Origin of the sequence: Microcystis sp. M109S1, from assembly GCF_020247025.1 — a bacterium.
Lineage (GTDB): Bacteria > Cyanobacteriota > Cyanobacteriia > Cyanobacteriales > Microcystaceae > Microcystis.
Genome location: NZ_JADBRW010000135.1, coordinates 1 through 12,640, shown reverse-complemented (window position 1 = coordinate 12,640; position 12,640 = coordinate 1). Strand labels below are relative to the sequence as shown.

The 12,640-nt window shown below is 45.3% G+C and carries 12 protein-coding genes; 9 read left to right on the top strand and 3 right to left on the bottom strand.

Annotated elements, in window-relative coordinates; all coding sequences use genetic code 11:
- The coding region (locus tag IM322_RS06405; protein ID WP_287713147.1) for a helix-turn-helix domain-containing protein at positions 1-234 on the bottom strand (234 nt) is incomplete at its 3' end.
- Positions 235-406: 172 nt separating this feature from the next.
- On the opposite strand from IM322_RS06405, the gene IM322_RS06400 reads away from it, so the two are divergent.
- Positions 407-658, top strand: coding sequence for a DUF8653 family protein (locus IM322_RS06400; protein ID WP_286823576.1), 252 nt, complete (start codon positions 407-409; stop codon positions 656-658).
- Between the two features lie 112 nt (positions 659-770).
- Here the strand turns inward: IM322_RS06400 and hemH are convergent, their stop codons facing one another.
- Positions 771-1,934 carry a ferrochelatase gene (hemH, locus tag IM322_RS06395; RefSeq protein ID WP_287079548.1) on the bottom strand — a complete coding sequence of 388 codons (1,164 nt, stop codon included), beginning with the start codon at positions 1,932-1,934 and terminating at the stop codon, positions 771-773.
- 119 nt (positions 1,935-2,053) lie between these two features.
- On the opposite strand from hemH, the gene IM322_RS06390 reads away from it, so the two are divergent.
- The 4 genes from IM322_RS06390 (at position 2,054) to IM322_RS06375 (ending at position 5,314) form a co-directional block, all read left to right on the top strand.
- Positions 2,054-2,677, top strand: coding sequence for a class I SAM-dependent methyltransferase (locus IM322_RS06390; RefSeq protein ID WP_287674124.1), 624 nt, complete (start codon positions 2,054-2,056; stop codon positions 2,675-2,677).
- Between the two features lie 116 nt (positions 2,678-2,793).
- Complete coding sequence (locus tag IM322_RS06385) at positions 2,794-3,348, top strand: YqeG family HAD IIIA-type phosphatase (RefSeq protein WP_286823573.1); 555 nt, start codon at positions 2,794-2,796, stop codon at positions 3,346-3,348.
- A 363-nt stretch (positions 3,349-3,711) separates the two neighbouring features.
- Positions 3,712-4,497: a class I SAM-dependent methyltransferase gene (locus IM322_RS06380; RefSeq protein WP_287674125.1), complete on the top strand. Its 786-nt coding sequence runs from the start codon at positions 3,712-3,714 to the stop codon at positions 4,495-4,497.
- A gap of 28 nt (positions 4,498-4,525) precedes the next feature.
- Positions 4,526-5,314 (top strand): ECF transporter S component, encoded by a 789-nt coding sequence (locus IM322_RS06375; RefSeq protein WP_287674126.1) that lies wholly within the window; start codon positions 4,526-4,528, stop codon positions 5,312-5,314.
- A gap of 350 nt (positions 5,315-5,664) precedes the next feature.
- On the opposite strand, the gene ilvC is transcribed toward IM322_RS06375, so the two are convergent.
- Positions 5,665-6,657, bottom strand: coding sequence for a ketol-acid reductoisomerase (gene ilvC, locus IM322_RS06370; protein ID WP_287672040.1), 993 nt, complete (start codon positions 6,655-6,657; stop codon positions 5,665-5,667).
- Between the two features lie 510 nt (positions 6,658-7,167).
- On the opposite strand from ilvC, the gene pilM reads away from it, so the two are divergent.
- The 4 genes from pilM to IM322_RS06350 all read left to right on the top strand — a co-directional run bounded on the left by pilM (position 7,168) and on the right by IM322_RS06350 (position 12,000).
- A complete protein-coding gene (pilM, locus tag IM322_RS06365) occupies positions 7,168-8,283 on the top strand; it encodes a type IV pilus assembly protein PilM (RefSeq protein WP_287672039.1) in 1,116 nt (371 codons plus the stop codon).
- Between the two features lie 9 nt (positions 8,284-8,292).
- Complete coding sequence (locus tag IM322_RS06360) at positions 8,293-9,063, top strand: PilN domain-containing protein (RefSeq protein ID WP_287672038.1); 771 nt, start codon at positions 8,293-8,295, stop codon at positions 9,061-9,063.
- A complete protein-coding gene (locus tag IM322_RS06355) occupies positions 9,060-9,833 on the top strand; it encodes a pilus assembly protein (protein ID WP_287672037.1) in 774 nt (257 codons plus the stop codon). Before IM322_RS06360 ends, IM322_RS06355 begins: the two co-directional genes overlap by 4 nt.
- Positions 9,834-9,906: 73 nt before the next feature.
- On the top strand, positions 9,907-12,000 hold the full coding sequence (locus IM322_RS06350) for a secretin GspD/PilQ domain-containing protein (RefSeq protein WP_287672035.1): 2,094 nt from the start codon (positions 9,907-9,909) through the stop codon (positions 11,998-12,000).
- The last annotated feature ends 640 nt before the right edge of the window (positions 12,001-12,640 follow it).

The window sequence follows — 12,640 nt, the reverse complement described above, 5'->3', positions numbered from 1 at the left end:
TTGTAAAGGTACACAGCTTACTTCATTGAGAAAGTCTAATTCTTCTTGCTTTTTCCAATCGGTTAGCATTGAAGAAGTTTGAGCATATCCTACTCTTTCTTGTCTTTCGTACCATGCTTGTGTTCTGAGATGGAGAGCTTTATTGTAAACCAATCTTACACAGCCCAAAGTGCGCCGCAATAGCGACTCTTGTTCGGGTGTGGGGTAAAATCGGTAAGAATAGGCTTTTTCCATGGGGAGCATTTTAGCATATATTTCGTAAATGTGTTAGTATTTAACAGTAAAGCCGTCGTAGAACGACGGGGTTTCAGACCCAAAATTTTCGATGAGAGCAGCTCTATTTTCTCGCAAATTCTGTTCTTATTGGCTTGTCAAGCTATTTGTCCTCTACTAAGAAGAAAAATCAATGGTTATTATCGAGATTACCAATGTGGAAGAAATATTAAGCGCAAAAATTGGCTCTTTTGCCGCTAAAATTGTCCAAGCCCTAGCAGATGATGAGGCGAAAGTGGAAGAGGTTCTCATCAAGGAATTACTGGCTAATTTTCAGGAAAGGGGCATTAAAGCTAATCTGTTTAGCGTCACCGGGTTAGATATGCTGGGCAATGGCAAGCTAGAAGTTAACGTTAATGTTCGTTCTGCTAATATGATGTCCTAAGAGAAGATAAAATCGCCAATGGTTGGGTTAAATATACTTAAACCCAACCTTGTCTTGGTGGTTACACAGGGTGAGAAATTACCGTCAAAGGCAATTGCAGCGAAGATCGGGGTTATAATAAACCAACAAAATGTAACGGTCCTTGACCAGTAATTAATTCGATAATAATTGCCAGAAAACCGATCATCGCTAATCGACCATTCCACACCTCGGCTGCCGTTGTCATCCCCCATTCCCAACGTTCCTGGGGATACATTTTCATATTCGCTTTCGGACGGGTAATTTGCTCGAAAGTGGTGGGTTTCTCGTCTAGGGATTTTACCACTAACTGGGAGAGAGATTCGATAAACATTGGGTGAGTGTTAAGAGCCGGTACTCGCTGAAAATGTTCAATTCCCGCTTCTTCCGCCACTTCTCGGTACTCTATATCGATTTCTTGCAGAGTTTCGATATGTTCCGAGACAAAGCTAATCGGCACGACCAATAAATTCTTAATTCCCTGCTCTCCCAACCCTTTTAAAGCATCTTCAGTGTAGGGTTTTAGCCATTCCACCGGACCGACGCGACTTTGATAGGCTAAAGTGTACTGATTGGGTCGGTTGAGCGTACGCATGATCGCCCTAGTGCATTCTTCAATTTGCCTTTGATAGGGATCTCCCGCTTCCTCCACATAACTTTGGGGGACACCATGGGCGCTAAAAAAGATATGTACTTGGTCAGGATTAGGACACTGCTCTAATTCTCGCGCGATCAGATCGGCCATAGCACTCAGATAAGTGGGATGATCGTACCAAGAGGGGATGAGAGTATATTCCGTCAAACGCAGATAGGGGTCTTGCTGCCACATTTCCTCCAGCACACGAAAACTGGAACCACTGGTACTGATGGAAAATTGGGGATAAAGGGGCAGAATAACTAATTTTTTGATATGATCCCGTTTAATCCGCTCGATCGCTTCTTCGGTGAAGGGATTCCAGTAACGCATCCCGATATAAACGCTCACCTCGCGGCCCATTTCCTTGAGACGTTGTTGCAGTGCCGTGGCCTGTGCTTCCGTAATCTTGAGTAAAGGGGAGCCACCGCCAATCTGACGGTAATTTTCCTGGGATTTACTCGCTCTTAGCGTCGATATTAACCAAGCTAACGGTTTTTGTAATCCTTTGATCGGCAAACGGATGATCTCTGGGTCAGAAAAAAGGTTAAATAGAAAAGGACGCACATCCTCTAACCGCTCCGGCCCACCCAAATTTAATAATAGAACCCCAACGCGACCCATAGTGTTAACAGATAATTTTTAAATTTTCAGATTCTTTACCAAGTTTAACAATATATCGGTGGAACCGTTAAAACAAATTACAGACAATATAGAACTTAATCAAATCTTGGAGGTTGATCTTGGCGACAATTTTACGTCCCCTCAGTTATCAATATCAATGGCTTTACGATGGTATCTCCCGTCTGGCTGCCCTAGCAGTGGGTGGGGAGTCCCGTTTTCGGCAATTAGCCCTAGAAGGTTTAAAAATCGCTAAAAATGACCCTATCCTCGATCTTTGTTGTGGTGCGGGTCAAACCACCCGTTATTTAGTCCCCCTATCCGATCGCTGTACCGGTTTAGATGTCTCTCCTGTGGCCCTGGAGCGAGCTAGTTTAGCGGTGCCGCAAGCGCATTATGTGGAGGGATTAGCCGAAAAAATGCCCTTTAATGCCGGAGAATTCGCCCTTGTTCATACTAGCGCCGCTCTCCACGAAATGGAACCAGAGCAGTTACAGGAAATTCTCAAAGAAGTGTATCGAGTTCTCAGACCGGGGGGAATTTTTGCCCTCGTGGATTTTCATCGACCCACTAACCCGCTTTTTTGGCCTTCTTTGGCCCTATTTTTGCAATTATTTGAAACCCATACCGCTTGGCAGTTTATCGATACCGATCTCATCCGATCTTTACAGGCGATCGGTTTTCGTGATTGTCAACAAAAATTATACGCTGGTGGCAGTTTACAGGTGATTCAAGCGGCCAAGTGAAAGGATTGGTCGGGCCAGATTTTCAGAGGCAGTCAGTCATTTATACTAAATAAGTCCATGGTTTTTTGAGCAAGCTGAGTTCGATCGACTCAGTGCGAGTTATTTTTGAGAAGTTAATGACTAGAGCAAAAATTCTACAACCTGATTTAATTTTAGGGGATACGATTCTCGGTCTCAGTCTGGAGATTTTGAGTCAGCATCAAATTAAAGGATTGATTCTCGATGTGGACGATACCCTTGTTCCCCTCCAGGAAACGACGGTTTCTGACGATTTACAGCGTTGGGTCGATTCCTTGCGTCTTTATCTACCGATTTGGTTGGTAAGTAATAATCTTAGCGAAAATCGGATCGGTGCGATCGCTGATAACTTACAACTTCCCTACCTTCTCGGTGCGGTGAAACCCTCTCGACGCAAACTCCGGCAAGCGATGGCAGCCATGAGTCTCCCCCCCCAACAAATTGCTATGGTTGGCGATCGCTTGTTTACCGATGTTTTAGCGGGAAATCGTCTGGGAATGTTTACCATTCTGGTGAAACCAATGGTAAATCCCTTGACGGGGGAGCAAGCTTATCCAATCCACGATTTTGAGGTATGGTTATCACAAATTCTCGGCGTTTCCCTCCATCCGCAGCATTACTTAATAAAACCTGACCAATCGTCACAGAAGTAAATATTAAAAAATAATTAAGTATAGAGGAAAGGAGGGAAAAGTAGGAAATACTATAGATAATTTCAAAGGAGGTCAGCCGAGATAAAGACCTTAAATATATGAAAGTCAGTAGATGGACAGTGCCAGTTTTTGCGGATATACGCCAAAGACTGGCACTAATGTTTTAACGAAAACTTCCTGCTAAGTAAATGGGTGGAATTAAACATAAGATGAACGTAGGTTGGGTTGAAGCATGAAACCCAACGTCTGCATGGGTTACTACCCGTCCTACAAATAATTGTGCCTCCCTACTTATAATTTAGCCAAATTGTGAGATACTACGAAAGGATTTCTTAGTTAATTCTCCCTGGCTTCACTCTATATATGAATCGAGATTCTTCCCTGCTATCATCCTCCTCGGTTGCGGAATTCAAGCGCAATTCCTTTGATTTGGAGTCACACCTACAAAACTTTTTACAATTAGACCAAGAAATTTTACAAGCAAAATTAGCGATAGCAAAAGATTCCTTAGCGGCCTTAGCTCATCAAGACTTTTCTTGGACAAATCCAGATTATTTCTATCAGGAAAAAGTCAAAGAAAACTATTTATTTGAATTATCTGCTTGGCATTTATCCAGTCAAGAATATATCGGGGAAACCCTGAGATTAATTGATGATCACGGTAGCGGAAAAGTCTTAGATTTTGGTGGCGGAATCGGTACTCATGCCCTGGATGCCGCGATGAATTCTGGGGTTGAACAGGTGATCTATTGCGATATTAATCCCCTACATCATGAATTTGTTCGCTTTCGTGCCAAGCAATTAAATCTCGATACTAATAAGCTCTCATTCTATACGGAAATTCCCGAACAGCTAAAATTTGACACGATTATCTGTTTGGATGTCATCGAGCATTTGCCCTCACCCACGGTCCAACTTAAAAAGTTTTATGACTGGTTAAACCCGGGAGGAAAGCTAATTATTAACTGGTATTTTTTCAAAGGTTTTAATCAAGAATATCCCTTTCATCTCGACGATCCCAAAATTATTGAGAGCTTTTTTCAAACCCTACAAAAAGATTTCCTAGAGATTTTTCATCCCTATCACATTACCGTACGCTGTTATCGAAAAAATCAATCATTGCCGCAAGAAGAGCAAACCAGAGGATGATAGAAAAGTTAGAATTACCCTTGCAACTATGACCCTAGATATTATCCCCGAAGGCGAAGAACGCAAAGTGGAAGCTGTCAGTAGTGCCGCCATTGATGGTGCGCCGATCGCCTATATTGTCGTCTTAGCGGCCATTGTCACTACCCTTTCTTTTATTCCCTTCTCCATTGTCCTCGCTTCCGGCGGTAGTATGCCCCTCAGTCAAGCGGTTTTTCCCCTCTTGGGTTGGTTACTCGGCCCGATCGCTGGGGCGATCGCTAGTGGCATTGGAGCCTTAATTGGGGCTTTCCTTGCCCCCTACACGGCAGGAATTCCCGCTATTTCGGTCTTTGGGGCAATTATAGCCAGTTTTGTGGCGGGAACGATGGTTTTAGGCAAAAAACGCCGTTATTGGTGGTTAGGATTAACGTTAATTTTTCTGATTCCCCTGTTTATCTACGCTAACCGGGCGATCGGACTGAACGGCATTTCGCCACGAATCTTTATTGCCGGGGCTTTCGTCGATTGGTCAGCTTTGGTATTATTTATCCTACCAACCCGGACTCTTTTTACCCATTGGATCAAAGGTAATAATTTGGCCCTAGTAGCGGCGGGAATTTTTGGGGGTACCTGGACCGCCAGCGGCCTCTCCCATTTAGGGGCCGTCGCCATTACCTACTCGATTTTTAACTGGCCCGAAGAAGTCTGGATCGCTTTAATTGGGATCGTTCCCCTAGAAAATCTGATTCGTTCCTTTGTCGGTATGGTGATCGGTTGTGGTGTGATTGCCGGTTTACGGGCGATCGGTCTGGTTAAATCAAGAGAGGCGATCTACTAAGCAGGGTCTGCTGAAAAAGTTTTTCGGTGGGGGTTGGGGGTCGGGGGTTGGGGGTTGGGGGTTGGGGGTTGGGGTGTGGGGTGTGGGGTGTAGGGTTTTAACCATTTTGAGGGGGTCAATTACCTAATTTTCAGGGAAAAAGTCACTGAATTTTCCCCCTGATCACTCCCATGCCTGGTACTTTTTGATTGACAAAAAGTCTAAAAGTCTTACCCAACAAGGTTTTTAGATTTATTCAGCAGCTCCTAAGTAGGAAGTTTTCCTTTTGGGGAGTGGGGGGTCGAGTGTCGGGACGGACGCAAAGGCAAGAATTGCCCCGTTGCGTCCAACCCTCCACCGAAAAAAAAGAACTAGCGTTTTAGCCAACTCATCATCGCCCGCAGATCTTGGCCGACTTCTTCGATCGAATGTTCTGCCTCTTGACGACGCATAGCGGTGAACCCCGGTTTACCTGCTTGATTTTCGAGGACAAACTCTCTGGCGAATTGTCCCGATTGAATTTCCCCGAGGATTTTCCGCATTTCGGCCTTAGTCGCTTCCGTCACCACCCGCGGACCGCGAGTGTAGTCACCGTACTCGGCTGTATTGGAAATACTATCGCGCATTTTGGCTAAACCGCCCTCGACGATCAGATCGACGATCAGTTTCACTTCGTGTAAACACTCAAAATAGGCTAATTCGGGCTGATAACCAGCTTCCACGAGGGTTTCAAAGCCAGCTTTAATTAAAGCACTTAAACCGCCGCATAATACTGCCTGTTCGCCAAAAAGGTCGGTTTCTGTCTCCTCGCGGAAAGTGGTTTCCAAAACCCCGGCCCGAGTGCCACCGATACCTTTAGCGTAGGCCATCGCCCGATCGCGTGCTTGGCCGGTAGCATCTTGATAGACGGCGAATAAACAGGGGACTCCTTGACCTTGTTCGTAGGTGCGACGGACGAGATGGCCCGGTCCTTTGGGTGCGACCATAACCACATCGACATTATCCGGGGGAACCACTTGACCGAAATGAATATTAAAGCCGTGGGCAAAAGATAACACCTTGCCTTCGCTTAAATTCGGGGCAATTTCGTTGAGATAAATCGTTTTCTGCACTTCATCCGGTAAGAGGATCATGATCCAGTCGGCAATTTTAGCGGCTTGGGCCACATCATAAACCGGAATACTGGCTTCTTTGGCTTTGATTGCCGATTTACTGCCGGGATATAGACCAACAATCACATTAACGCCACTATCCTTGAGATTTAATGCGTGGGCATGACCTTGGGAACCATAACCAATAATAGCGATCGTTTTTCCCGCTAATAAATCTAAATTGGCATCCTCATCATAGTACATTCGTGCCATCGAAATCGCTCCTTAACTTCTTTTGTCACTGTGCAAACTCCTAATTATACGGGAAAATCACGCCCGTCAGAAGCATTTGATCGCCGGTTTCCTGGAGTCAAGAAAAAATAGTGCCTAGAAAAATTGAAATTTTCTCTAGATAATTGGGTATTATAACTAGGCTTGGCTGGCTTGATCTAGTGGAGCAGAAAAAAAAGGGGGGGGTAATGGCCAATTTTTAGCTTGGACTTGGTTCTTTCACCAAAATTGATTACAATATCACCATCAATAAGCACTTCCTCTCCTCTCACCCAGTTAAGATTAACCTCGATCTGAACACAGATAATCGGGTTAGTACTTAGTGCCGAAATAGCTTCTCTTCTTCTCGATTTTTACCTTTTCTGGGTAATTTACCGAGTCAGGATCGTTTATAGACTGATTTACTGCCTTGATCGGGACTAGATGAAATCAGGTCAAAAAATTGTTTGCTTTGTTAATCACCAATCCCCTTAGAGCTGCCCGAGAAAATCTATGGTAAGTTTTTTTAAAAAGCTATTGACAAAAAAACCTCAAGGTGTTGGGTTAGAGATCACCCCGGAGCGTATTAACATAGCTCAGATCGCCAAACAGGGACAAAATTATAAATTAGTTAAATGTTGTTCGTCGGATATCCCGGAAGGCATCTTTGAGGAGGGAAAAATCGTCGATTCCCCCGCTTTAGCGGAATTAATCCAAGAAGTCCTCAAGGAAAATAAAATTAACAGCAAACGAGTCGCTACTGGTGTGCCGATGCGCGAGTCAATTATCCGGATTATCCCCATTCCCTCGGAATTGGACGATCAGGAATTGCGAAATCTGGTCTTAAATCATGAGGCTAGTTTATACCTTCCCTATCCTCGCGAGGAAGTGGATCTCGACTACCAAAAACTAGGCTACTTTCTGGATGAAGACGGGATCGAAAAAGTACAAGTATTATTAGTTGCTACTCGTCGGGAGATTACCGATGCCTATATGGAAACCTTCCAACAGGCAGGATTACAGGTAGATGTGCTAGAAATTAATAGTTTTGCCCTAATTCGGACGATTCGCGAGCATTTGCGACAGTTTAGTTCCAATGAAGCCGCCGTTATTGTTGATATAGAATTTGATAACACGGAAATTGCCATCGTGGTTGACGGCGTTCCCCAATTTTCCCGCACTGTCCCCATCGGCACTTTCCAGCTACAAAATGCCCTCTCCAGGGCGATGAATTTGCCCACCTCCCGCAGTCCTGAGATTCTTTTGGGGATGAAAATTCCGATTATTGCCTTTGATAGTCTTAGCACCAATACCGGCACTTCCGGGGCCCCTACTAACGCCGGGATGACGGCAGTGATACGCGTTTTAGGGGAATTAACCGATGAGTTACGGCGATCGATTAATTTCTATCTTAACCAAAGTGATGAACTGGAAATCGTCCAGTTACTTTTAGCCGGTCCCGGGGGCGGTTTAGCGCAACTAGACGAATACTTTACTCAACGTCTCAGCGTCCCCACCATGGCAATCGATCCGATCGCATCACTGAACTTAGATACAACTCAAGAGATTCCTAATACCGAAAGACCTGGATTAGGAACAGTTCTCGGTTTAGGATTACGGGAGGTATAGACAAAAATTATGTATAGTCTTGACGTTAATTTTCTTAAGGATCGCCATCTTAACCAAACGGGCAAAGGAACCTCCTCGTCCAAGATTTCCACCGCTATTAACCTGCGTAAACAAACACCCCTGTTGATCGGTGTGGGAGTGGGGGCCGGATTATTGACACTGACGGGATTACTCGGTTTACTCGTCGGTTGGCAAACCAGCGAAACTCAGGCCAAAATTCAGCAACTGGACGCGGAATTAGGTCAACTGCAAGCCCAAAGCAAAAAGCTAGAAGACCTGAGAGCGCAATTAACGGCAGTAGAAGGAGAAAATCAATCTCTGGTAACTGTATTCAATCAGATTAGGCCTTGGTCAGCCATTCTTCAAGAAATTCGCCAACAAACTCCCCCTAGCGTCCAGCTAACCAGTGTGCAGCAGGTGGAGGTTCCCGCTGCCCCAGATCAAGGGCAACCGAATCCAGCTACTCAGTTAAAAATCAGTGGTTTTGCCAGTAGTTACGAAGCAGTAAATGATTATCTCTTAACCCTGCAAGCTTCTCCTTTTTTACAGGGCAAGAAAACCGCGATCGAAAGTGCTGTCCTGGCCGATTTACCCGTACAGGTGGACAATGAGTACAAAAGTATTAATGTTACTTTCCCCCAAGCGGTTCAATTTGTGATCACCGCCCAATTAAGTGATACTCCCGCTACTCAACAACTGCTCAATCTTACCCGGAATGGAGCACTCGGAGTTGTCACTAGGATTAATACTCTCAAACGCCAAGGAGCCATTCAACCATGACCTTTACCGAAGAATTTGAAGATCGGGAATTAGAGGAATTTGAAGAGTATCCTATCGCTTTCGGGATAACTTTTACTCCCCGCAATAGTGGCATCGCTGCTGGTGTGGTGGGTTTACTAGGTTCTTTCTATCTGCTTTTTAACTGGGTGATGCCCGCTTATAATACCTTGCAACAGTTGCAAAACGATGCAGCTGGCAAACAACAACAGTTAGATCAACAAAAAAGCGGTCTGAGAGCCTCCGAATTCCAAACAATCGAGAGTCAGTTGCAAGAAAAAAAAGCTATTAAACAGCAAATACTCGCGCTTTTTGCCAAAGAAGAGGACTTAAGCACGATTCTCTTAGATATTAGTAATATCTTTAAGTCTCGCAATGTTAAGCTGATTAGCTTCCAACCCCAAGGACTAGAACCAGTGGTGGTTTCCGATGGTTCCCTCGGTAGCGCGGTTAATAATAAGCTCAAACGTCAAACTCTGAACGTCAAGATCGAAGGGAACTATGCTAACACTCAAGAGGTTATTCGGGATTTAGAAAGATTACAGCCGCTCATTTTGCTAAATAGTCTCAATACCCAGATAGAAAAGGAAGGATCGGCAGTTAAAGTGGTTAGTACCGGCAACAATAAAGCCACTATCGTTCGCCAAGGCGATAAACCCGTTACTACCACCTTTCTTCTCGATGTGATTATTCCTCTCAATGCCGAAGAATTAGCGAAATTAGCACCGCCACCCCCCGCCGCTGGTCAACCCCCCGCTAGTCCGCCCCGATAATAGTCTTCAATCCAGTGTGAGTATTGCGTTTTTTGTCCGTTGAATCCCGTAATTGTTGAGGAGTGAAGTTAAAGTGAATCCGTCCCGCTATGCCCTGTTTATCCCCCAAATTGCCTCGTTTTTATTGATGGCTCCCCTGAGCGCTTTGGCCGAAACCCCCATTTCCTTCCATGGTTCAGAGTTAAAATCCCCTACATTAAAAGTTGAATTTTGGCAAGAGTTTAGTAAAGAAAATTTACAAAAGTCGCCAAATCAGCTTGTCCCTTCAAGCGCAGCCGTACAAAAGGAAATCAGCGATCGCATTTTAGCTAGTGAAAAACTGCTCGCCCAAAGTGCGCCCCTTGTCCCCAACCCGGAAATTATCATTCAAGGCGCACCCCAAGCCCCCGGTGTTCCCACCCTACCCCGGGCCGTCGCCCCACCGGTGGGAGATATTGCCATCTCTAACATCGATGCTAGTGCCGAAAAGGTCAAATTCGAGCGTAATATGACTGTACCTCGCATTTTACTGCGGGAAGCTCCCGCTAGAGAAGTGTTAATGACCCTTGCTAACTATGCCGGTTATAACGTCGTTTTCACCAGCGCCCAGGGGGAAGCGAACGCCACCTCCCAGACAGTTTCCTTGGAATTTACTAACGAATCGGTGGAAAACATTTTTAACGCCGTGTTGTTAATTTCCGGACTCCAGGCTAACCGTCAGGGTAAAACCATCTTTGTCGGGGCGCAATTACCCCAAGGGGCTCGTAATCTGATTAGCCGCACCCTGCGTCTCAATCAAGTTAAAGCTGTCGCCGCCGCCATTTTCCTCGCCACCCAAGGGGCGGAATACCAGCGTTTAGTTACCCAAACCGAGGATATCGTCGATCCCCTCACCGGACGAGTAACCGGTCGCCGGGATGTTGCTCCCACCCTAGAGCCACTGACCCCCCAAAACACAGAAGGATCAAAAGCTGCCTTACTTTTAACCGGTTTAAGAATTGCCGCCGATGATCGCCTTAATTCTATCAATTTAATCGGCGAACCCCGACAAGTCCAGATCGCCACCTCTTTATTAACCCAACTGGATGCTCGTCGCCGTCAGGTGGTGGTTAATGTGAAAGTTATCGATGTCAACCTGCTCAATACAGACCGCTTTAACAGTAGTTTTTCCTTCGGTTTTAACGATGGTTTCTTCGTTCAAGATAACGGGGCAGCAGTGCTGAACTTTGGTAATATGAACCCACCTACTAGCTCAACTGTAGGCAGACCGGGGGCTTTTGCACAGCCTGTTGTACCGATTTTTGATATCATATCGGGTACGGGGACAGCAGAAATTCAAAATTTTCTTGACATTCAGAATGGCGCTCCCTTTGGCCGTGTTAACCAGGGACCGAATGACTTTTCAGGGGGTCTAACACCCTACTCGCGCCCTAGTTTTGGTCGGATTAGTAACCCCTTTCAACCCGGTTTGAGTGATATTAATATTGACCCAGAGACGGGAATAATAGAGTATGAATACGAACCCCCGACCCTATTCCAGTATCCCCAAAAATTCCTGATGACCCTGCAAGCCTCAATTCAGACAGGAAATGCCAAGATTCTCACCGATCCCTCCCTGGTGGTGCAGGAAGGTCAACAGGCCACCGTTAAGCTCACCGAGAAAGTGCTAGAAAGTGTGGAGACACGTGTAGATCCTCTCAGTGGCGAACGCACCACTGTCCCTGTACTGGCCGATGCTGGATTAACTTTAGCGGTAAACGTCGATCAGGTGGATGATAACGGTTTTATTTCCCTGTCGGTTAGCCCTACCATCGCCTCTCCGGGGTCTCCAATTCGATTTGATAGCGGTGGTCTCACAATCAACACCCTTACCCCTCTGATTCGTCGGGAATTGACTTCTGGTTTAATTCGTCTCCGGGATGGACAGAGTTTAATTCTTTCTGGGATTATCCAAGAAACACAACAAAGTTCTGAGACAAAAGTGCCGATTTTAGGGGATATTCCCATTTTAGGGGCTTTATTCCGCAGTCGAACCAATCAGAATAATCGCAGTGAGGTGATTATTCTCCTCACTCCCAAAATCATCGAAGATACGGCCACCTCTACCCTCGGTATCAACTATCAACCAGGCCAAGATGCGGCGGAAATGCTTCAGCGTCAAGGTTTCCCCGTACAACCGCGACAGTAATCAGTAATCAGTTATATAGGGCTGGCTGAATAAATCTAAAAACCTTATCCAACAAGGTTTTTAGACCTTTTGGAAATCAAAAAGTACCGGATGTGGGAGTGATCAGGGGGCAAATTCAGGGACTTTTTCCCTGAAAATTGGGTAATTGACCCCCTCAAAATCAGTAAAACCCTACACCCTACACCCTACACCCTGCCCCCAGGAAAAACTTTTTGCCGCAAACCCTAATTATCCTCTTTTGGTTAGCCCGAATTCAGGGATCGATCGATGCCCGTTGCAAGCTTGAATGTACCCTTAACTTGATCTAGAGTGGAGCGATTCTGTACTTTTCTCCAGCCAGATAGTTATACCTGGACTTCCCCCATACATAAATACTAGAAAATTAACAAAACCCTTACTGCAGGTCGCTTCTAAGAAAAAATTGAAAAGAGGCTACTGGGTACATTTTTCCCTTGAAAATGGCTGTACCGTTGACTGTATCTGGAGTAGAGCGATTCCGTAGAGTTGGCTGTATAGTGATCGCTAACCTGATTTTAACAGATAGTGTCATTAATCTCTAGAGTAAGGGATTCGCTCTGTAGCCATGTTTTTGCTGGTTTTCTGCCCCGAAACAAGCTATAATGGTCGAAAGGTCAAATTT